We start from the raw sequence: 22,466 nt of genomic DNA, 5'->3' as shown, positions 1-22,466 counted from the left end.
GAAGTCGCCTAGTTTCTGGGCGTTTGCGTAGACATCTGTGCAAATTTTATACTTTCTTGTCTTATAGGAAAAAAATGATGATCAATAACCATTGAATAATGGCTATAAAAGGTAAACCGATTAGAAATAGTGTATGTTTCGTTTTATGTCGACATACATACATCCCGATAGTCGCTCCCAGTGCACCACCAATAATAGCAAAGAACCAAATTCGTCCTTCCGGTATACGCCATTTATTCTTTCTTGCTTTCCTTTTGTCTATCCACATAGTAAATAACGAAATGATATTAATAATTGCTAAGTACACTAACATTTCTTCACACCTTTATCGAGATTGTAGTTGTTGATATAATTTATCTAACTCTGATTCATTTTCTCTGTTAAAAATGATAAGTCCTTCCTCTGTTTCCACTGTAACATAATAACTGGACTTCCCTGCTATAAACAATCTGATCGATTCTTCCGATTTTTCTGTCAGGAATTTCCCCTTTAAACGATTACTCATAGCAAATCCGTTTGTCTTAGCTGTAATCTCTGGAAGTTGGTCTATCTTTTCCACTTTATTAATTTGGTCAATTGGAATATTATCGCCGTACATCCCTTCAATTACTAGTGTGTTATCAACAACTACCATATCATTTTCTTGATAGCCAAATATTGATAAGAAAGCAATAAATATAACAATAATTCCTGTAATAATCCCAATCAGCCAATAGTTTCTTTTGCGTTTACGAGGTACTTCGTATCGCTGCAACCAAAGCGTGCCTGCTAATAGTACAATTAGAAAAATAGCCATACCAACCTCAAAGCCATACGGAACAGAAAACACACCTAACAAAAAGGACAATGCTAATAGACTAAACGTAACCATTAGTAGTTTACCAACCGCTTCTATATATCCGTTCTGTTTTAAGTATGCTTGTTCTTCTTCAGGACGATTAGCGAATCCTGAAAGGAGAAAATAATCTTTTTTCTTCACAACTAAAAACGTAAGCTCACCATAGATGAGTAATGTCCATCCCATGATAATTAGAAAAATAATAAGTCCTTTCTCCACCTGTAACACCACCCTAAAATTTTTACGTATGTGTAGAATAGAAGGTTTCATATTTTAAGCATGGAGCGGAACTTTAGCAGTCTTATTATAATGGATAACCTCTGCTATTAGCGTATATAAAAAACGGATAACTCTAAGCAGAGCTATCCGTCATTCTTAGTTATCGTTATTTTAAAGCAGATTTTGCTTGGTCTGCTAATTGTGCAAATGCTTTTTCATCATTTACAGCTAAGTCAGCTAGCATTTTACGGTTAACTTCAACACCTGCAAGCTTTAATCCGTGCATGAAACGGCTGTAAGAAAGATCGTTCATACGTGCCGCAGCGTTGATACGAGAAATCCAAAGTTTACGGAAATCACGTTTTTTCTGACGACGGTCACGATATGCATATTGACCTGATTTCATTACTTGTTGTTTTGCAGTTTTAAACAATGAATGTTTTGAACCATAATAACCTTTAGCTAGCTTTAATATACGTTTACGACGTTTACGTGTAACTGTTCCACCTTTAACACGTGCCATAATAATTCCCTCCTATAAATCAACGAATCTGTTTTGTTATTTCAATCAATGTCTAGCTCGGAGTGACCAGAAACTAGGCGACTTCAGGAAAGCGCCCTACGATAAGTCATCATCGGTTCGCAATGCTCACCGTGATTCCTTTATCTCAGTTGCTTCCTTCCATTCGCTACGTTTCTAAACGGTCACTTTCGCTTTTCTACTTTATTTTGGTAGCATTTGTTTAATGCGTTTGTAGTCTCCAGCTGATACAAGAGCGGACTTACGAAGTTTACGCTTTTGTTTTTGAGACTTGTTTGCAAATAAGTGACTTGTATATGCGTGGGAACGTTTTACCTTCCCAGAACCTGTCTTTTTCATTCTTTTAGCTGTTCCGCTGTGTGACTTCATTTTTGGCATTATTACTTCCTCCTTGAAACTAAATCTATTTAACTCAACGATTGAGCTAGTTATTTCTTTTCGTTTACAGGTGCAAGCATCATGAACATACTGCGGCCTTCCATTTTTGCTTTTTGTTCAACAGTGGAAAGGTCTTTACATTCTTCTGCCATACGTTCTAATACTTTTTGACCTAATTCTTTATGGGTAATCGCACGTCCACGGAAGCGAATAGAGACTTTTACTTTGTCTCCTTTTGTTAAGAATTTACGCGCGTTACGAAGCTTCGTATTGAAATCATGCTCTTCAATACCTGGGCTTAAACGTACTTCTTTCACGTTAATTACTTTTTGTTTTTTACGTGCTTCTCTTTCTTTCTTTTGTTGCTCAAAACGGTATTTACCGTAGTCCATGATACGACATACTGGCGGTTTTGCTTTTGGCGCCACCAATACTAAATCAAGGTTTCGTGTTTGAGCAATGTCCAGCGCTTCTTGACGAGATTTTACTCCTAATTGATCCCCATTTGAATCAATGAGACGCACCTCACGTGCACGAATACTCTCATTGACATTCATATCTTTGCTAATAATCAGCCACCTCCGAAATTTAATAAAAGCGTAATGAAACATGATCATTTTAACTAGACAAGTTTAAAATATTCATAAAAAAAGTGTCGGTACACATACTGCACCCACACATCCTAAATTTCATTACAAATAAGTCGGATTTGTACCTGTCAACTACAGTTGTGTGTCAATCAGGTGAGAAGCGGGTGCTTCTACTTGTCTCTAGTGATCATATTTAATTCACTTTTTACATATTATCATCTGAACCATCCCATGTCAATAGTTAGCTGAGACAAAATTCACCTTGACTAAAATGTTAATCTTTTTGGATTTCCTCCCACTCTTCACGCAAGATCCCCATCTTAATAAATCCCTCCTTCAGAGTGAACAACATTCAAAAAATGGCCCAAATCATTCTCGATTTGGACCATTCCCTTAGCTACTTACGCAATTTTTTATGTTGAATTTCATCAGTGATCAATGATTTAAATGCATCTAGCTCAATTGTTTCTGAATCTTTTTCTCCGTAGCGTCGGACGTTAACGGCATTTGCTTCTACTTCTTTATCACCTACTATCAGAGCAAACGGAATTTTCGCAGTTTGTGCTTCGCGGATCTTATAACCAATTTTCTCATCACGGTGATCGACTTCGACACGAACACCACTCATGCGTAATTCATCTTCTACTTTCTTCGCATAGTCAGCATGGACTTCTGCAGAAACTGGAATCACTCGTGCTTGGATTGGCGCTAGCCATGTCGGAAATGCACCTTTATATTCCTCAATTAAGAAGGCAACAAAACGCTCCATAGTTGATACAACACCACGGTGGATAACTACTGGACGGTGTTCTTTACCATCCTCACCGATATAGGTTAAGTCAAATTTTTCTGGTGAGTTAAAATCTAATTGGACAGTAGATAATGTTTCGTCCTTACCTAGTGCAGTTTTCACCTGAACGTCTAACTTCGGTCCGTAAAAAGCGGCTTCACCTTCAGCCTCTACATATTCAAGATTCATGTCATCCATTGTTTCTTTTAATAATCCTTGTGCTTTCTCCCACATTTCATCATTATCAATATATTTTTCAGTATCTTCAGGATCACGATAAGACAAACGGAAGAAGTATTGATCAATACCAAAGTCTTTATATACATTTTCCACTAATTTCACGACACGAATAAATTCTTCTTTTAATTGATCCGGTCGCGCAAAAATATGGGCATCATTTAAGGTCATAGCACGAACACGTTGCAACCCTGCTAATGCTCCTGACATTTCATGACGGTGCATCATACCCAATTCAGCAATCCGTACTGGCAGATCTCGATAGCTGTGTAACTCATGGTTATAAATCATCATGTGGTGTGGGCAATTCATTGGACGTAAGATTAGTTCTTCATTATCCATTTCCATCGGAGGGAAATTATCATCTTTATAATGATCCCAATGTCCACTTGTTATATATAATTCTTTACTACCAAGTACTGGTGTATAAACATGATTATAACCAAGACGCTCTTCAAGATCTACAATATAACGTTCAATAGTACGGCGAATTGTAGCACCATTAGGTAACCATAACGGCAGACCTTGTCCTACCTTTTGGGATACAGTAAAAATACCAAGTTCTTTACCAAGTTTACGGTGATCACGCTCTTTTGCTTCCTCACGCAAACGTAAATATTCATCGAGTTGGCTTTGTTTTTCGAACGCTGTACCATAAATACGTTGTAGCATTTTATTATTACTGTCACCACGCCAGTAAGCACCGGAAATGCTCAAAAGTTTAAACACTTTTATTTTACTTGTTTGTGGTACATGGACACCACGGCATAGGTCAAAGAATTCTCCTTGCTCATAAAGCGTTACTGTTTCATCTTCTGGAATGGCATCCAGTAATTCTAGCTTTAATTCATCGCCGATTTCTTCATAGATGGCTTTCGCTTCATTACGACTGACTTCTTTACGAACTACTTCTAAATTTTCGTCAACAATTCTCTTCATTTCTTTTTCAATACGTGGAAGATCTTCAGGTGTAATCGTTTCTTCCATATCAATATCATAATAAAAGCCATCTTCAATAGTTGGTCCAACACCTAGCTTAACATTACCATACAAGCGTTTAATTGCTTGTGCCATAAGGTGAGCTGTCGAGTGTCTTAAAATATCAAGGCCTTCGTCTGTTTTAATAGTAATGATCTCGATTGCACCATCTGTCGCTAATGGTGTACGCAAATCATAGAGCGTATCATCCAATTTAATTGCTAATGCCTGCTTTTTTAGACCTGGTGAAATCGATGCAGCAATCTCTTCACCAGTTGTTCCATGATCAAACGGTTTTACAGTTCCATCTGGAAACGTAATATGAATCTTACTCATTTTCACACTCTCCTTTTTATATTAAAGTTGATCACGCCAAACTTTTGAACATTAAAAAACGCCCGTCCCCCTACGAAAAAAAGTAAAGGGACGAGCGTTATACCCGTGGTTCCACCCAATTTTCCACACATAAACGTGTAGCTCATTGACAATCGATAACGATGATGAATCGCTACTAATTACTAGCATAAGCATTCCTTAGTAGTGCTCAGAGGTGGTAATAGAATGCGGTCATACAGGAAGCTTTCAGCCAAGGCTTCCCTCTCTTATCCGTACGCCATACAGACTATCGTGTCCTCATCTTTGCTTGTTTATTCATGTTATGCGATTTATTATAACGATTGTCAACGAAAAAATCAAGATTCTTTTTCATCAGCGTGATAAAAAGGAAAGTATTCTGTCGGATAAAAAGAACATCTTTCTTGAAATATAGTGATTATCGTATGAGTTCTCGATTCTGCCTGATCTTCCCCATACATATAAATATGGTTTGGCGCCAACATAATGAGAGGTGAAATATCCCATTCTTCTTGTTCTAATCCGAAAATAAATAATGGAAAACGTGATTTGACTTGTTGTAAATCTTCCATTGTGTAGACTTCCCCATTATCCCTAAAAATGCGAAATCTTTCACCTTGCAATACATGAACAACCTCTTCTTCCGGTGACTTACGTCTGACAAACTCCCTAATCGAGTGAATAAAGTCTTGATATTCTTCTTCTCTCTTAAATTCATCTATTGCCAGACCGACCATTTCCGTTAATTGGTCGATATAGTGATGTAATCTGAAATGAACAATCGAATCAAAGCGGATAAAAGAAGCGTCTATTTGTAAGGAGAAAATTGTCGTTAACGTGTCGCGCAATTCATGTTGATGGATTCGATCCTCATAAACAGATTCATCTTTTTCCAATAATGATCTGGCAATGGCTGTTATTCTCTCGATCTCCTCTTCACTTGAGAAATAATACTTTTTCATTAGTATATGCTGAATCATAGAAGTCTCTCGACACTGAATAAATACCATACTTAACAACGGAGCAAGATGTTTCTTCTTTTCATCCCAATTCAAGTCTTCCAACAAATGGAGTTGCACAAGATTTTTCTTGGTTCGTTTACGTGTAGCTTGCCATTTGTTATCTTGTTTGGCTAATTGATAAAACACCTCTGCTTCGTTGTCATGCTCAAAATATACTTCTAACACATATCATCACCCTCACCACCATCGAACTGGTATATTATATGGGTGATGATGAAAAAAAATAACCTCTGTCCAAGGATTAGACAGAAGTCATGGTTATTCATTCGTTCGAAAACGATTCGTTAATTCGATTGGTTTACTAAGCTGGGTAATTCGTTCAATTATTCTTCCAGCTTTGATCGTTTCTACATCTCCTCGGTTGGATGTAGATAAATGATCCTCTAATTGCTCTAAATTATAATTTGACGTGAAGAAAACAGGCAGCTCTTCCATCATCCGATATTGCAAGATAGCACCGAGTACTTCATCTCGGAACCAGGGTGATATCGACTCCGCCCCAATATCATCAAACATAAGAACTTGCACCTTTTTAAAGCTTTCAATTTTCGACTGAAAACTGTCATTTCCAATGGAGGCCTTTATCTCTCTTACAAATTCAGGCATGTAAATAATGTCTGATTGAATATATTGTTTTTTGAGTTCATTAGCAATAACACCAAGTATATAAGATTTTCCCGTTCCAAAAGGTCCATGAATATATAAACCACGACGGAATTCCCCTTTGGAATAGTTTTGCACGAACTCAATAATCTCTCTTATGACCTCCTGGCGTTCATAAGAATTACGTTCCATATTTGCTAAGTCAGCTTCTTTAATTTGTTTTGGTATATACAAACTGCGAACCAGTGATTCTTTTTCAAGCTGTGCTTCCTCATGGACTTTATTTTTACATTTTTCGTATCGTAAGGAAATATCTTTGCCGTCAATATCTAAATGAGGTGTATAACCTTTTAGAATATTTTTGCAACCTTCTAAGTTAGGGCAATCGGCACAATTTTTAGACGCCTGTTGATATTCGTATAATTTCATTAAATTACGGTTAATATCTTGCTCATCTATTTCAACATGTTCACTTAACTTTTGTTTGATTTCCGGATCATTGATAACTTTATTTCGTTGCTGGGTAAAATTATCTTTCATTTTTTTATTTTCTTTCATCCATTTTTTCATGGCAGATTGAATTGGTTCCATGATTATCACCCTATTCCTCATTCGCTTGCTGTTTCAAATATTGTGCAAGCATTTCATCCGTTTCTTTCGCGAGGCGTTCTTTTTCCTCTGTCGAAGTTTCTTTCTTTGTCTGTTGTTTGGTTTGCTGTTTTTGTTTTTTATACCAATCCGGTACAATGTCTTTTTTAGTATTTTTATACGAAAATCGTTGATTACTTTTTGAACTATTGGTCCACTGCTGATATTTCTTATTTTCAGACTTGGCAAGTGTCATAGCTTGTCTGACTGTTTTTACATTTTTTCGTGCCCAGTGACTGGCGATTTTCTCTAAATAACTTTTAGAAAGTTTCATATCTGTTTTTAATAAAACATAATGAATTAAAACATTCATGACACCTGGATTTAAGCCCTGGCTGGTCATAACCTCACTGATCACTTTTAAATCTTGTTGTGATGCCTGATTTCCATCTGCAAGGTCTTCTAAAAGTTGTCTTGGTGAAATGTGTTCCAACATTTCAATAAATTGTTCTTCTTTTGATTTTTTTGTTGTTTTTGCCGGTTTATCAGGTAATTTTTGTTTATCAGAACTAACCTGAATAGACACTTGCTTATTGGATCCGCTAATAAGGTCCATACAAGCATTTTTAAATTCTTCTGTTTGTAACTGGTTTTCATCATTAATAGACCAGAGCAATGCTTTTTCTATATCTTGATTGTGTAAGTCGTATGCAACATACATTTGATTAATCAATTTCCTTGTTGCCGGAGTTAAGATCGATTGGACAGGTAGCATCCGTTGTTTTAACATTTGCTCTAACCATTCAAAGTCCACTTTCTCCTGTATTGGCACTTCGACAACTTGCTCTTCCGCTTGTAGATCAGATGGATTTGGTTGTTGATCAACAAGTTGAAACACTTCCTCAAATCTTGCCGTCGTTTCTTTTTGTTCTTTCTTTTCACCGTCTTGTTTAACAAATGCTTGTTTGACTTTTTTAAACTTGTCACTTCCAAGCTGATGATATAATAAGTGACTTAAAAAATCATTCTCAAAAAAACGAGCTGGTGATTGAGGTGGATGTAACAGATAATGATAAGCCTTATGTTCTTGTTGTTCTTGTTCAAATGTTTGCAATAAGCCAATTGCTTCTAGTTTTCTTCTCGCTCTATAAATACGATCGAGTGGTAAACCAATATAATTCATCAACATGTGATGTGTTTGAAAATTGGTAGATAATGTTGACTCTGTGTACAATGTTTGATAAAGGGATAGCGCATCAATACCGATAAGAGGTTGATATAAGTGTGTTAATGCATTGGTATAGGATAGTGGCAGCTCCTGAGACATTTCAACTATATATAATTCTGATGGTAGTATTTTTCCGATGTCACCGAGTTCCATATGCACATCCCCTTCCTATCCATTACTCGTTCTTATCATTGTTATCATTACGGATTAAGTCCTTTAATTCATCTAAAAATACACTGATATCTTTAAACTGGCGATAAACCGAAGCAAATCGCACATAAGCTACTTCATCGACATCAGCTAAGCGATCCATTACCATTTCACCGATCTCATCACTTTTTACCTCTGAAGTACCTCTGTTACGTAATTCCTTTTCAATTTCCACTGCGATATGTTCTAACTGCTCAAGTGCTACAGGGCGTTTTTCACATGCTCGTATTAAGCCACGCATTAACTTATCACGACTATACTCTTCCCTTGTCCCTTCTTTTTTAACTACAATTAACGGTACTTCTTCGATACGTTCAAAAGTAGTAAAACGAAAATCACATGATTCACATTCTCTTCTTCGTCGAATCGATCGTCCTTCTTCAATTGGTCTGGAGTCTAAAACCTTTGTGTTTTTATAGTGACAATGTGGACATCGCAATCTCAATCATCCTTCGTTCATTATTCTTTCGTACCAATAAAGTCTAGTTCTTTTTTTATTTTATCATAAAGTTTAGGAATTAATTTATGGCTGTAACCAAAATCAAATGGAATAGCTGATTCTGTTGTTGCAGAAATATCAATGGCCGTACGATAAGGTTTTACCATAATAATAGTCATGATAACAAATACTTTTCTACCTGCCTTATAATTAAAGCTGATTTCCCCATGATCCTTTGAGATACCGACGATCTGACATTCTTTCATATTTCGGAAAAGTGGCTCTAATTTATCGAAGGCTTTATCTTTTGTTGTTTTAAAATAGTGTGTTTGCAAAGCAGGGTCCCAATGCTTGTCTCTCGTTTCCGAATGATTATTAAAATGCTTATTTAACGTGTTACGAAATGACATAAACTTACACCTCATTATGTATTTTTGTTTACTTATAATTGTAACATGTTTTTAAAAAGAAAACGATTAATCTCCACTAGAAACAGCCAACCATCTAATGATTACAACTCTCATAAATGACCATGACAATAATATACAACCCTACCCCGTGCTCTAATAGATAGTAGATATATACTGCGAAGTAATAAAAGTTTTGTTTGTTCGAAGTAGTGTATTAATTAGATGTGCGGTAATCTAAAACATAATTTTGAAATGTATAGTGATGATAACCACCACTCCGGCTGCCCACTTCCCTTTCCGTGGGTTTGCCCTTCAGCTAACTTTTTCGAGCCAAAATCGCTAGAAAAAGTGGATCTTCAGGTCAAACAGGTCCCACAGGAGTGGAAGTGGGCGGCCTTCGTTAAGATATGCTCCACAACACTAATCCGAAATCAACCAGTCGATTTCTCCACCATATGTAGTTCCAGAAGTGTCGCATTTTCCACAGCTTAGTATACAATTCTGATCAAGTGACAAGAAATTCAAAGAGTTTAGTTCCATGAGTTCTATCCTTTCTATAACCAGAGCACAACAATAGCGGAGGCAGAATACGGAGACTCCTGTGGGAACAGCACGAGCCTCAGCTAACTTGGTAAAGTGCTTTTCTTTACCAAGTTAGCTGAGGCCGTGCCCACGGAAAGCGCAGTATTCTGCCGAAGCGGTATTCGGTGCACTCTCTATGGGGGATGGACAGAGCAGATCCTCAAGAGAGTTACTTCGCAGTTTATGGATGTTGTTCATCATTCTTCAAAAGTAAAAACCCGTTTCATTGGTTCTCGAAACGGGTTCTCTCGTTTTCAGCCTGTTTATTGTACTTTTATATTTTTCATTTGGACAGCACCCATACCTCTTGGTACTTCCATTTTTTCTGTTGATTTGGCTTCTAAGTGTTCTTCAATATATGCAACCGCAACATTAGGATCAATTATGTCACCACAAGTATATACATCAATACTTGCATAACCATGCTCCGGAAAACTATGAATCGTTAAATGGGACTCGGAAATAATGACTACTCCACTTACTCCAAAAGGTGCGAATTTGTGAAAGGCAACTTCTCTTACTTCGGCACCTGCTTTTAGAGCAGCATTAACAAATGTTCTTTCGAGACGTTCGATATCATTTAACATATCAATATTACATTCCCATAATTCTGCTATTACATGTCTTCCCATTGTATCCATATATTACTCCCCCTTGTTCGCTAATTCTTTCGAATAATAATGCCTGATATGCCTCGGGGGAAAGTTAGTCCAAAGAGGTCCTAACCCTTTAAGCAATCATTCGGTTGCCATTATTCAAAAGTTCTCGTTACAAGCTAATCATTCCTTTAAATGATTTAGCTGCAAAAAGATTATATCTACTTTTGTCGACTTTGACAAGACAAAATTAGTTACCTTTGTATTTTTTACAATACCTAATCGATTAATTCCCATTTTTTGAGGATGTTTATTAATTGAATTTCTGACTCTTTGATGGAACCACTATTATCAATTACTGCATCAGCAAGTTCCCGTTTTTCTTCGATATTCATTTGACTATTCATTCGGTTTCTGGCTTCTTTCTCAGTCAGGTCGTTTCGTTCGATAAGACGCTGTAATTGCACATCCTCTGTAGTATAAACTACTATCGTTTTTTCAACTAAATATGTAAGATTATTTTCGAACAAAAGCGGGATATCCATCACAATCGATTGGTATCCTTGTTGAAGTAGCTCTTCTTTTTGGGAAATCATCCTCTTTCGAACAGCGGGATGGACAATAGCATTTAATTGTTCTCTCTTGCTCTGATCCTGAAAGATGATCGATCCAAGTAGCTTGCGATTTAGCGTTCCATCTTCGAGTAAGATTTCTTCACCAAATGTTGCTGCTATTTTTTCTAATGCTTGTTCTCCCGGTTCTACTACTTCACGCGAAACTATATCGGCATCAATAACCGGAATCTGATACTTTTCCTGTATCATGTTACTGATGGTTGACTTCCCTGTTGCTATATTACCTGTTAATCCAATAATCAATTCTTTCACCCTTTTCTACCGACACCTTGTCCACTTTTATCCATCAAAAAGGTAACAATAGATAGTGGTACTGGGATACACGACCTTATTCGTATATCCCAGTTGCTAAATAAAATGAACGGTGTGTCTTTTTTAAACTACCATTTTCCATATCCCAATAATAATAAGTAGACATCCTGGGATAAACGACATGTTCTTTAACCCTTTAATATTTGCGCAATATTTACCAACATTTACACCTAATAATAAAAAGACAACGGTTATGAAAAAGACATATAGTGGTGTGAAAATCGGGGAAGCACCCAGTATATAAATCCCGATTCCAGCACCAAAAGAATCTAAGGATAAGGCGATTCCAATCAGAATTGGTTCCACACCATTAATCTTTCCAGAACGGTCAATGTCAGCTGCCATTGGCTTCTTTAAAATATTTATAAAAAAGGCGCAAAGCGCTCGTATAGAAACGAAGCGACTGGAGCGAATCAACTGCGATAAAGAAATCCTTGTGCGTTTACGAACCGATGAAGACTTACCGTAGGGTAATTCGTGATTTCGCTTCGTTTCTTGGCGATCAGAGCTAGACAGATCGCTACTTTCTTTCCTTCTTAAAAAAGGAATATCTTTCTTCTTTTTTTCCTGAAATAGTGAAACTAATAAGACGACACCTACTAGCGCCAAAATAAATCCTCCCACTATTTCTGTAGAACGAATCGAGATAATAGAAGATAAAATCGAACCTGATAGCATTGATATAGTAAAGACTATCCCGACCGTCGCCGAAATTAACAGCAACGCTCGAACAGGTAACGTCAATCCTCTTAATCCGTACGTAAATGCCACTAAAAAGCTATCAATGCTAATTGCTATAATAAGTAAGGTTAACATCATCTTCCTTCATTACTCCTTCATACGTCGTTTCTGTATTATATGGAGTAAGGAAAGAAGTTGTGAGAAATTTAAATCGGCTGGCACGTCGGACAATAGTGTGTTCCTCGTCCATTTACTTTTATTTTCATAATGGTATCTTCACATCTATTACATGGCTTCTCATTTTGCGCATATACATTTAACTTTTGCTGAAACATGCCAATTTGACCTTGTGAGTTGACATATGAACGAATCGTTGTTCCTCCTTGCTTTACAGCATCCTCTAACGTCAGAACAGCTGCTTGTTTGATTTTAATGACTTCTTCATCTGTTAGACTTACACCTTTCGTTAATGGATGAATTCCTGCCAAAAACAAGGTTTCGTCTACATAAATATTACCTAAACCTGCAATAACCGATTGGTCCAATAGTATATTTTTAATATTACGCTCACTCTTTTGCACTTTCTCTTTAAATGTTTGCACGGAAAAATCAGCTTCTAGCGGATCTTTTGCTAACAAAACAAGTGGTTTCTTTGTTGCTTCCGTTCCTTTTTCCTGCAAATGCATCGTTCCAAATTTTCGAACATCCCGATAGCGTAAATCTGTTCCATCAGTAAAACGGAAAATAATGTGAGTGTGTGGTACAACTTCTTCTTTCCTATCATGCACACCATATTTCCCTTCCATTCTTAGGTGAGATACTAAGACATGCTCGTCCAGATCAAACAATAAAAATTTACCTTTCCTGCGAATATCATGAATTGTTTGTTCCTGGATTAATGCAATAAATTGTTCCATATCATCTGGCTCTTGAATGATTTTTGGCCAAAACACATCAACAGTTTGAATGGTTTTGCCTATTACTAATTGTTTTAAAGTCTGTCTAATCGTTTCTACTTCAGGTAATTCTGGCATTTTCTTTTAACTCCTTACTTCGCATCATACCAAGTGTCCCCCTGTTCAACATCCACTTTCAAAGGAACAGTTAGTTCGATCGCATTCTCCATGACATCCACAACAAGCTGAGATATCGCTTCTAATTCTTCTTCAGGTACTTCCAGAATCAATTCATCGTGTACTTGTAATAACAATTTTGCTTGGTAGTTTTCATTCTTGAGTTGTTGGTCTAATTCAATCATTGCCAATTTGATAATATCAGCGGCACTTCCTTGAATTGGTGTATTCATCGCAGTTCGCTCTGCAAAACTTCGCTGATTAAAGTTTCTGCTCGTAATGTCAGGTAAATACCTTCTTCTGTTCATAATCGTTGTAACATATCCATGTTGCTTCGCTTCTTGGACGATTTCATCCATGTACTCTTTTACACCTGGATAGCTTTCCAAATAACGGCTTATAAACGATTTTGCTTCTTTTCTAGTAATCCCTAGACTTTGAGATAACCCATAATCACTTATACCATAAACAATACCGAAGTTAACCGCCTTAGCCTGACGTCGCATATTGGAAGTGACTTCTTCCTCCGCCACATGGAATACATCCATAGCGGTTTGGGTATGAATATCCTTATCTTGTTTGAATGCATCCTGTAACCTTTCATCCTTAGCAATATGTGCTAACACTCGTAATTCAATCTGTGAGTAGTCTGCTGCAATCATCTTCCAACCTGCAGTAGATGGAATGAATGCTTGACGGATTTTACGCCCTTCCTCAATTCGGATTGGGATATTCTGTAAGTTAGGATCAATTGAACTTAATCTTCCTGTCTGTGTTAATGCCTGGTTAAAACGAGTATGAATTTTACTAGTATCCTTATGAATTACTTTTAATAATCCCGCGATGTACGTTGAATCTATTTTTTTCAATTGACGGTATAATAAGAGCTTGTCAATAATGGCATGTTTTCCTTGTAATTGCTCTAATACATCAGCAGCAGTAGAATACCCCGTCTTCGTTTTCTTAATCACAGGCAATTCTAATTTTTCAAAAAGGATCGGACCAAGCTGTTTTGGTGAGTTTATATTAAATTCTTCACCTGCTAACTCGTAAATTTCTTTTTCTAACGTAGCAAGGCTTGCTTTTAACTCTTCACCCATATCAACGAGACGCTGTTTGTCCACCTTTACACCTGTTGCCTCCATCTCACCTAAAACAAGCGCAAGTGGTAACTCCAGATCAATAAGCAATGCCAATTGCTTATTCTCTTTTAATGCTTGTTCCATTTGTTCTTTCAGTTGATAAATCATATTCGTTTTCCGGACAATATGCTCTTCCCATTGCTTGGTTTCTTCAGGTAAACCTTTCTTTGCTCCTTTACCGTAGACCTCTTCATCAAACAGCACATTTTTTTGACCAAATCGGTGGCTAATCGCAGGAATGTCATGATTGTTTTCAGATGGATTAATTAGATAAGATGCTAACAGGGTATCGAAGGCAATACCTTTGATGGAAATCGATAATCGCTTTAATAGAACAGTAATTTTCTTAGCATCAAACACATATTTCTTCTGGGTCTCATCTTCTGCCCATTCTTGGAACACTTGTGAGCTTTCAAGTATAGAAATCGGAATGAAATACTTACCATTGTCATTCACCAATGAAGCACCAATCATTTTCTCAGTATGATAATTTTCATCTAGTATTTCTATTTCAAATGCGTCATGTCCAGTAAAAATATCTTTTTTAATTTCTGTCAGATTTTCATATGTAATATCTTCTAATGCTTCTGACTGTTCAGTCTCTTCCACATCACCGTCTATCCGATTTAATAAGGACTGGAAGCCTAAATCCAGAAAGATTTCTTTAACATTTTGATCGACGTATCCTTCGTACACTGTATCATCTGCTGCTATTTCAATTGGTGCTTGTAGATTTATCGTTACAAGCTCTTTGCTCATAAAGGCTTCTTCTTTATTTGCTTCTAACTTCTCTTTTAATTTTTTTCCAGATACTTCATCCAAATGTTCATATAAATTTTCCACCGTTTCAAACTGTTTGATCAGTTTGACAGCTGTTTTTTCTCCAACACCTGGTACACCTGGGATATTATCAGATTTGTCTCCCATCAATGCTTTCAGGTCAATGATTTGTTCCGGTGTAACTTCCATATCTTCTTTCAATGTTTCTGGTGTATAGGTCATAACATCACTAATACCTTTTTTAGTTAGTCTGACATCGACTTTGTCAGAAACTAGTTGTAGCAAGTCCTTATCACCTGAAATTACTTTGACTTGCCAATCCTTATCTTTAGCCTGATTGGCAACCGTACCAATAATATCATCTGCTTCATAGTTTTCTAATTGATAATGTTTAATGTTAAAGGCATCTAATAGTTGTCGCAAAACGGGAAACTGTTCACTTAATTCAGATGGCGTTTTCTCTCGTCCGCCTTTATATTCCTTGTATGTTTTATGGCGGAATGTCGTTTTCCCAGCATCAAATGCAACTAGCAGATGAGTAGGCTGTTCTTCTTCCAAAATTCTTAATAACATGGTGGTGAAGCCATATACCGCATTCGTGTATACGCCTTTATCATTATTTAATAATGGCAAGGCGAAAAATGCACGATATGCAATACTGTTTCCGTCGATTAATATTAATTTATTCGTCATTTTACCGATCTCCTTTTCGATTCTATACATTGCTTCTATTTTACCATGATTGCAAATGATTATAAAAACTTTCGTTACTCTTGTTACCGTCTTTATGTATAAATTAACTAATGTAAAAAGATACATACTGCGAAGTAATGAAAATTTGTGATGAGGATTTCTTCCATTCTTTCCATAAGGAGTGCTAGGATACCGCTCCGGCAGAATACTCCGCTTTCCGTGGGCTCGTCTTCAGCTAACTTTGCAAAGAAAACCACTTTGCAAAGTGGATCTTCAGCTCTCGTGAGTCCCACAGGAGTCTCCGTATTCTGCCTACGCTATGTGAATAGTTCTTATATTTTTATAAGAGGAAATACTCGGAAACCAATTCCCCTGTGTTACTTCTTTCAAAAATCGGGATACTACACAAAGCGGAGGCAAGATACGTAGACTCCTCACGACGTAGCGCGAGCCGAAGACCCTGTGATGCACCTGCGTCTGCTAGTAATGCTCCGAAGTTGGCTTCCTCGGTGCAAGGGAGCATGGAAAGCGCAGTATTCTGCCGGAGCGGTTTGTTTGCACTCTCTTAGTCAAGAATAGAAGAGAGTAAATCTATGTCCACTTTACTTCGTAGATTTGTTCATCAATTTAATCTTCACTAAAAATAGGACCAACCTGATTCCACATAAGTGGACACAGGTTGGTCTAAGCACTGATTATTCGATATATCCTAACAATAAGTCCGCATATGGTGATCCTTGCGGGATAATGATGGTTGTTTCGCCATCTATTGTTTCTTTGTATGATTCAAGTGTTCGATAAAGCTGATAGAATTCCGGATCTTGTGAGAATGCTTCGTTATACATTTCTGCAGCCTCTAATTCCCCTTCAGCACGGATTTCTTCTGCTTCTGCATTTGCCTTCGATAACATTTCGGTTACATCACGGTCGGCATTGGCGGTAATTCTGCTTTTTTCTGCTTCCCCTTGGGATAAATATTGCTGAGCTTGTGATTCACGTTCAGAGATCATTCGGTTAAAAACAGATTGTTCATTTTCTTCTGGCAAATCTGTACGCTTGATGCGAACATCGTCTACCTGAATACCATAGTTATCTCGTTCTAAGAGTGTATTAACACGTTCCATGACCCTTTCATTAAGGTCACCTCTAGTACTTCCTTCATCATTAATAATTTCATCGTAATCCATGGCTCCAAGTTCGGATCGAATAACAGAAAAGATAAACTCTCCCATTCTTGCTTCTGCACCCATTTCCGTTCGGGCATTCGCAATCATCGAAGCAGGATCTGTAATTTCCCAAATAGCATAATTATCAATAATCATACGTTTCTTATCTAACGTATTGATTTCACGCTCCATTACATCATATACTAACTTTTTCTTTGGAAGTGTTGTAATGGATTGTAATATAGGTACCCGAAACTTAAGTCCAGGTTCGTCTTTAATATCAACCACTTCACCAAACTGACGAACAACCTTGTATTCTCCTTCTTTCACAACATACATACTACTTACAAAAATGATTAAAAGCACTACTGTAAGCAAAATAGCAAGACCAATTTTAATTAATCTTCTGATTTCTTTTGGTGTCATTTTCTTCATTTCATAGACATTATTCTGATCTGTCATTATTATTTCCCTCCTCACTATCTTCAGTATCATTATCTGATTGATTATCTTCGGAGGACTCTGTTACTGGTGGTTTGGGCGATGATGTGTTTTCTCCTAACGGTAGATATTTCAATGTATTTCCATCATCATTCATAATGTAAATATTTGCATCTGGCAAGACTTGATCAAGTGTTTCTAACACCAGTCGCTGTCTTGTAATATCAGGATTACTTTCATATGCATCATATAATGCGTTGAATGCTGCTACATTCCCTCTCGCTGTTTCAATTCTTTCAATCTTATCACCTTCAGCTCTTGAGATAATAGCATCCTTTTCCCCTTGAGCTTCCTCATATATCTCATTACGATATTTATCTGCTTCATTTTTCTTGGTATTCATTGTTTCACGTGCATCGGTTACTTTCATAAAAGCTTGACGCACTTCTTCGTTAGGTAAATCTACTTCTTGCAGTTTAACATCCTGAATCGCAACTCCGACTTCATAATCTTCCATAAGTGTTACTAATAAATCCAATACTTCATTCTCGATTTCTGCTTTACCATCTGTTAGTGCTTCGTCAATTGTCGAAGATCCGATAATACTTCTTAAAGAAGCCGAGGTCGCATTATAAAGTACTTGTTGTGGATCATCTGAATTAAATAAGTATTTGCTCGGCTCAATTATTTTCCACTGAACGACTAAATCTGCTTGAAGTATATTCTCATCCCCGGTAATCATTCGTACAACATCTGCATCTTCTTCGTTTTCCGGGTCATATCCAAAGTTCAAACTAAACGTTTCCCTTGATAAAGTTTCTACTGTTTGAATCGGCCATGGCAATTTAAAATGCAGACCTGGTTCCGTCGTTCCTTCTTCTGCTTTACCAAATGTAATTAAAACAGCTTGCTCTGATTCATCTACGGTATACCAACTTGTTGCCGCAAATAAACCTAAGACAACTACAGCTACAACAATTCCGATCCAGCTGTATATTTGCTTTAAAGTCATTCTATTTCCCCCTTCTGTACTTCCTCTGTAACTTTACCATACAACCAGTACATACGTAAGATGTTACAGAAAAGTTTCATTTTCTTTACAAAAAAAGTGGTGAAAGAATCTATTCCATTCTCTCACCACTTTTTCGGTATTTTTACGGTAAAGCACGATCCTTTTCCCATTTCACTTGTTACGGTTATCGTGCCTTGATGTGCTTCGATAATATGTTTTACAATGGCTAACCCTAAGCCTGTTCCTCCCGTATTGCGGCTTCTTGCTCTATCTACACGGTAAAATCTTTCGAAAATACGTTGTCTTGCTTCGTCAGGTATACCAATTCCAGTGTCCTCTACTTCGATTATCACTTCATGATCATTTTCATCAACTCGAAGGAAAATGCTTCCTTCTTCAGCAGTATAATTAATCGCATTATACATTAAATTTAATACCACCTGCTGTAAGCGGTCTGGATCACCATGGAAGGAAATATTCGGTTTTATTTCTTTGGTAAATTCCAGTGATTTTTTACTTGCTTGTTGCTCGATTAACGTCAAACTGCTTTGTAACCATTCGTCCACTTCAATGAGTTTAGTTGAAAGCTTCATTTCTTCTTTTTCTATTTTGGACAGCTCGAGTAAATCATGTACTAACGATTGTAAACGAGTACTTTCTTTTAAAATGATCGTTAAAAATTGTTCTTTAATTGCATCGTCTGCTTTTTCATCTTCTAACAATGTTTCAGCAAAACCACGGATCGATGTTATCGGTGTCTTTAATTCATGCGACACATTTGCTACGAAATCTTTTCGCATTTCTTCGACTCGCTTCAAATCTGTTATATCATGAAAAACTAGTACAGCTCCCTTTAAATCCCTTACATCGTTAATAACAGGTGCTCCTGCAACTTCAAAGTAATGTTTTTCACCATTTATTGTTTTGGTAATATTACCAGTCATTTTTTCTTCGTACAAAAAAGTTTCCTGCACCACTTTATGAATCGTCTTATCCTGTAACACGTCATAATATAGGAAACCAATATAGTCGACAGATTTTTTGCCAAACATTTGCATGAATTTGCGGTTGATCAAATGGACATATCCTCGTTCATCAATTAGCATCAATCCACTTTCCATGTTATTCATCACTGTTTTCCATTGGCTACCTTGCATTTTTTCTTGAATGGTCATTTCTTGTAAATTTCTTGCCAGTACATTAATTGCATTACTTAACTGTTGTGCTTCACCGTGAGGCTTTACATAAGTACGGGCATTATAATTCCCTTTAACAAGTTCATTTGTAACATTAATGGACGCTCGAATTGGACGAACATAGTTTTCAAACATATGATATATTAATATCAATAATATGATAAATCCAATAATTAAGGAAAATAGTACAAAAAATTGCTCTTCCCCAGAGGTAAGAGGCAAAATAACAATACCGATTAAAATAAATACAGAAGCTGTCATTAAAATGTAGCGATAAAACAGATTTATTCTTTTTTTGGCGTCCATTAATATGGCTCCTCCATTTTATAACCAAGCCCTCTAATCGTTTTAATATAAACTGGATGTTTCGTATCTGGTTCAATTTTTTCACGTAAATGGCTAACATGTACATCTACAATTCTTGTATCACCAACAAAGTCATAATTCCACACTGCACTAAGCAATTGGTCACGTGACAATACTTTTCCTTTATGTTTAGACAGATAGTGTAATAGCTCAAATTCTTTACGGGTAAAGCTAAGAGGTTCCCCTTTGATCGTAGCTTCATATTGTTGTGGATAGATAAGTAAGTCAGATATTTTAATAAACGGCTGGTCTGCTGCTCCTTCTTGTTTTCTAGTCCTTCGTAAGATCGCTTTAATTCTTGCGACTACTTCCTTCGGGCTAAACGGTTTTGTTAAATAGTCGTCAGCACCCAATTCTAGCCCTAACACCTTATCAAATTCATCATCTTTTGCCGTTAACATTAAAATAGGTGTTTCAATTTGCTTCTGTCGTAAAGCTTTACACACTTCTGTGCCTTCCATACCTGGTAACATTAAATCTAATATAATTAAATCAAATTCCCCGGTAGCCGCTTTATGTAAACCTTCTACTCCATCGAAAGCAGTATCCGTTTTAAAACCAGATTTCTCAATATTATATTGTAATAAAGTTACAATAGATTGTTCATCATCAACGATTAATACTTTCTCTTCCATAAAAAAAGCACCCCATTTTTATATCTATCTTAATTTAATCATACATGGACGTGCAATTAATGTGAATAGATTTACACTAGAAAAGTGATAATTACTTGTAAATTTTTCTTTACAATATTAATTTTTATTAATGTTGTAAGATAATATGGAATTTGAAATTTTATACATCAAGTATTTAGCTCAAGTTAACTGATAACAAGCAAATGTTCTTCCTGTTTAAGTGCTACTCTCCTATTTACAAATGAATGGTAAGCACTTGATTTCTGTTAACCGTTCGTTTTTTGTTATGTTGAATGTGTAAGAAAATTCTAATTGACAGGAGAGGTAAAAATGAATAACAAAAATAAACAAATACTTTTAGCTAAACGTCCAAGTGGAACGCCCAGTAAAGATACCTTTCAGTTTGTTACAACAGATATAAAACAGCCTAAGAAAGGCGAAGTACTTATTCGCACTTTATATGTTTCAGTTGATCCGTATATGCGCGGGAGAATGATTGACTCTCCTTCTTACGTAGCACCTTTTCAATTGAATGAAGTAATTGAAGGTGGAGCAATTGGTGAAGTAATTGAGTCACAGTCTGATCAATTTGGTGAAGGTGATATAGTCATTTGCGGATTTGGATGGCAGACATACTATACTGCTAAAGAAAAGGAAGTGAGAAAACTAGATAAAGATATTGCCCCGATTTCTACTCATTTAGGTATTCTAGGCATGACTGGATTAACCGCATACTTTGGATTACTCGAAATTGGTAAGCCCAAAGAAGGTGAAACTGTCGTTATTTCTGGAGCAGCAGGAGCTGTCGGATCTGTTGTTGGCCAAATTGCCCGAATTAAAGGCGCACGAGTTGTTGGAATTGCTGGTTCAGATGAGAAGCTTCAATACTTAAAAGAAGAATTACAATTCGACGAGGCGATTAATTATAAGACAACATCAAATCTCAAGGATGATTTGGCAAATGCTTGTCCAAACGGTGTAGATGTTTACTTTGATAATGTTGGTGGAGAAATCTCTGATGTAGTACATGCAAACTTAAATAAATTCGCACGCATTCCAGTTTGCGGTGCCATATCAAGCTATAATCTGGAAGAAGAGGATATTGGTCCACGAGTACAAACAACGCTTATTAAGAAAAGTGCTTTAATGCAAGGTTTTACCGTCGGAGATTTTGCCAATCAATTCCCTAGTGGTACAGCTGAACTTGCAAAATGGCTGAATGAAGGAAAATTAAAATATCAAGAAACAATCAAAGAAGGCTTTGAAACTATCCCTGACGCGTTCCTAGATCTATTCAAAGGTCACAACATCGGGAAACTATTAGTAAAAGTCGCAGATATATCTGATTAATAGCTTTCTTTCAACTGAAATAGAAAAACCGGCAACCCCCGCCGGTCCTGTGCAAAGTAGTTATTTTGACATGAATAATAGGCGTAACAACCGCTAAGGCTTGCCCACTTCGCTTTCCGTGGGGCGTTTCTTCAGCTAACTTTTGTAAAGAAGATCGCTTTACAAAAGTGGATCTTCAGATCACGCTGATCCCACAGGAGTCGAAGTGGACGCCTACGCTAATTAATGCTCTACAATGAATGTACTCGCTGACATTCCAATTTTATTACACAGGTTAAGAAAGCTCGAGAAGTGAGCAGTCACAAACGTTGTAGAACAGTTTCATAGCGGAGGCCGTCCACTTCCATTCCTACGGGATGATTTTCGACTAAGATCCACTTT

The 22,466-nt window shown here is 36.8% G+C and carries 21 protein-coding genes and 2 other annotated features; of the genes, 1 reads left to right on the top strand and 20 read right to left on the bottom strand.

Features of this window, described 5'->3' with window-relative positions; all coding sequences use genetic code 11:
* Positions 1-61: 61 nt before the first annotated feature.
* The 20 genes from D569_RS0104975 to D569_RS0104880 all read right to left on the bottom strand — a co-directional run bounded on the left by D569_RS0104975 (position 62) and on the right by D569_RS0104880 (position 20,735).
* On the bottom strand, positions 62-313 hold the full coding sequence (locus D569_RS0104975) for a DUF1294 domain-containing protein (RefSeq protein ID WP_018931302.1): 252 nt from the start codon (positions 311-313) through the stop codon (positions 62-64).
* A 12-nt stretch (positions 314-325) separates the two neighbouring features.
* Entirely contained in the window at positions 326-1,057 is a 732-nt protein-coding gene (locus tag D569_RS0104970) for a DUF3784 domain-containing protein (RefSeq protein WP_018931301.1), read from the bottom strand.
* A gap of 166 nt (positions 1,058-1,223) precedes the next feature.
* Positions 1,224-1,580, bottom strand: coding sequence for a 50S ribosomal protein L20 (rplT, locus tag D569_RS0104965; RefSeq protein WP_018931300.1), 357 nt, complete (start codon positions 1,578-1,580; stop codon positions 1,224-1,226).
* A 201-nt stretch (positions 1,581-1,781) separates the two neighbouring features.
* The gene (gene rpmI, locus D569_RS0104960) at positions 1,782-1,976 is read right to left on the bottom strand and encodes a 50S ribosomal protein L35 (protein ID WP_018931299.1); all 195 of its coding nucleotides are present in this window, start codon (positions 1,974-1,976) and stop codon (positions 1,782-1,784) included.
* 50 nt (positions 1,977-2,026) lie between these two features.
* Positions 2,027-2,533, bottom strand: coding sequence for a translation initiation factor IF-3 (gene infC, locus D569_RS0104955; protein WP_018931298.1), 507 nt, complete (start codon positions 2,531-2,533; stop codon positions 2,027-2,029).
* Positions 2,534-2,616: 83 nt separating this feature from the next.
* Positions 2,617-2,748: a sequence feature (ribosomal protein L20 leader region), on the bottom strand.
* A 215-nt stretch (positions 2,749-2,963) separates the two neighbouring features.
* Positions 2,964-4,907 (bottom strand): threonine--tRNA ligase, encoded by a 1,944-nt coding sequence (thrS, locus tag D569_RS0104950; protein WP_018931297.1) that lies wholly within the window; start codon positions 4,905-4,907, stop codon positions 2,964-2,966.
* Between the two features lie 83 nt (positions 4,908-4,990).
* Positions 4,991-5,220 (bottom strand) — a binding site (T-box leader).
* 43 nt (positions 5,221-5,263) lie between these two features.
* Complete coding sequence (locus D569_RS0104945) at positions 5,264-6,112, bottom strand: putative sporulation protein YtxC (protein WP_018931296.1); 849 nt, start codon at positions 6,110-6,112, stop codon at positions 5,264-5,266.
* Between the two features lie 93 nt (positions 6,113-6,205).
* Entirely contained in the window at positions 6,206-7,141 is a 936-nt protein-coding gene (gene dnaI, locus D569_RS0104940) for a primosomal protein DnaI (protein ID WP_018931295.1), read from the bottom strand.
* A 10-nt stretch (positions 7,142-7,151) separates the two neighbouring features.
* Positions 7,152-8,519: a replication initiation and membrane attachment family protein gene (locus D569_RS0104935; RefSeq protein ID WP_018931294.1), complete on the bottom strand. Its 1,368-nt coding sequence runs from the start codon at positions 8,517-8,519 to the stop codon at positions 7,152-7,154.
* A 22-nt stretch (positions 8,520-8,541) separates the two neighbouring features.
* Positions 8,542-9,015: a transcriptional regulator NrdR gene (gene nrdR / locus D569_RS0104930; RefSeq protein WP_018931293.1), complete on the bottom strand. Its 474-nt coding sequence runs from the start codon at positions 9,013-9,015 to the stop codon at positions 8,542-8,544.
* Positions 9,016-9,035: 20 nt separating this feature from the next.
* The gene (locus D569_RS0104925; RefSeq protein ID WP_018931292.1) at positions 9,036-9,425 is read right to left on the bottom strand and encodes a hypothetical protein; all 390 of its coding nucleotides are present in this window, start codon (positions 9,423-9,425) and stop codon (positions 9,036-9,038) included.
* A gap of 845 nt (positions 9,426-10,270) precedes the next feature.
* Positions 10,271-10,648: an adenosylmethionine decarboxylase gene (speD, locus tag D569_RS0104920; RefSeq protein ID WP_018931291.1), complete on the bottom strand. Its 378-nt coding sequence runs from the start codon at positions 10,646-10,648 to the stop codon at positions 10,271-10,273.
* Between the two features lie 233 nt (positions 10,649-10,881).
* Entirely contained in the window at positions 10,882-11,490 is a 609-nt protein-coding gene (gene coaE, locus D569_RS0104915; RefSeq protein ID WP_018931290.1) for a dephospho-CoA kinase, read from the bottom strand.
* Positions 11,491-11,613: 123 nt separating this feature from the next.
* A complete protein-coding gene (locus D569_RS0104910; protein WP_018931289.1) occupies positions 11,614-12,369 on the bottom strand; it encodes a manganese efflux pump in 756 nt (251 codons plus the stop codon).
* 68 nt (positions 12,370-12,437) lie between these two features.
* Complete coding sequence (mutM, locus tag D569_RS0104905; protein ID WP_018931288.1) at positions 12,438-13,265, bottom strand: DNA-formamidopyrimidine glycosylase; 828 nt, start codon at positions 13,263-13,265, stop codon at positions 12,438-12,440.
* 14 nt (positions 13,266-13,279) lie between these two features.
* Entirely contained in the window at positions 13,280-15,919 is a 2,640-nt protein-coding gene (gene polA / locus D569_RS0104900; protein ID WP_018931287.1) for a DNA polymerase I, read from the bottom strand.
* 695 nt (positions 15,920-16,614) lie between these two features.
* On the bottom strand, positions 16,615-17,547 hold the full coding sequence (gene hflC / locus D569_RS0104895; protein ID WP_018931286.1) for a protease modulator HflC: 933 nt from the start codon (positions 17,545-17,547) through the stop codon (positions 16,615-16,617).
* Complete coding sequence (gene hflK, locus D569_RS0104890) at positions 17,531-18,538, bottom strand: FtsH protease activity modulator HflK (RefSeq protein ID WP_018931285.1); 1,008 nt, start codon at positions 18,536-18,538, stop codon at positions 17,531-17,533. The genes hflC and hflK overlap by 17 nt, the downstream gene beginning before the upstream one ends.
* Before the next feature lie 122 nt (positions 18,539-18,660).
* Complete coding sequence (gene pnpS, locus D569_RS0104885; protein WP_018931284.1) at positions 18,661-20,040, bottom strand: two-component system histidine kinase PnpS; 1,380 nt, start codon at positions 20,038-20,040, stop codon at positions 18,661-18,663.
* Positions 20,040-20,735 carry a response regulator transcription factor gene (locus D569_RS0104880; protein WP_018931283.1) on the bottom strand — a complete coding sequence of 232 codons (696 nt, stop codon included), beginning with the start codon at positions 20,733-20,735 and terminating at the stop codon, positions 20,040-20,042. The genes pnpS and D569_RS0104880 overlap by 1 nt, the downstream gene beginning before the upstream one ends.
* A 330-nt stretch (positions 20,736-21,065) precedes the next feature.
* Between D569_RS0104880 and D569_RS0104875 the strand changes: the two genes are divergently transcribed.
* Positions 21,066-22,085, top strand: a complete 1,020-nt coding sequence (locus D569_RS0104875) for an NADP-dependent oxidoreductase (protein WP_018931282.1) — start codon at positions 21,066-21,068, stop codon at positions 22,083-22,085.
* The last annotated feature ends 381 nt before the right edge of the window (positions 22,086-22,466 follow it).

It is taken from the genome of Gracilibacillus lacisalsi DSM 19029 (assembly GCF_000377765.1).
GTDB classification, from domain to species: Bacteria; Bacillota; Bacilli; order Bacillales; family Amphibacillaceae; genus Gracilibacillus; species Gracilibacillus lacisalsi.
Note: the sequence above shows the minus strand (reverse complement) of the source record. Positions and strands in the feature narration are given on the sequence as shown.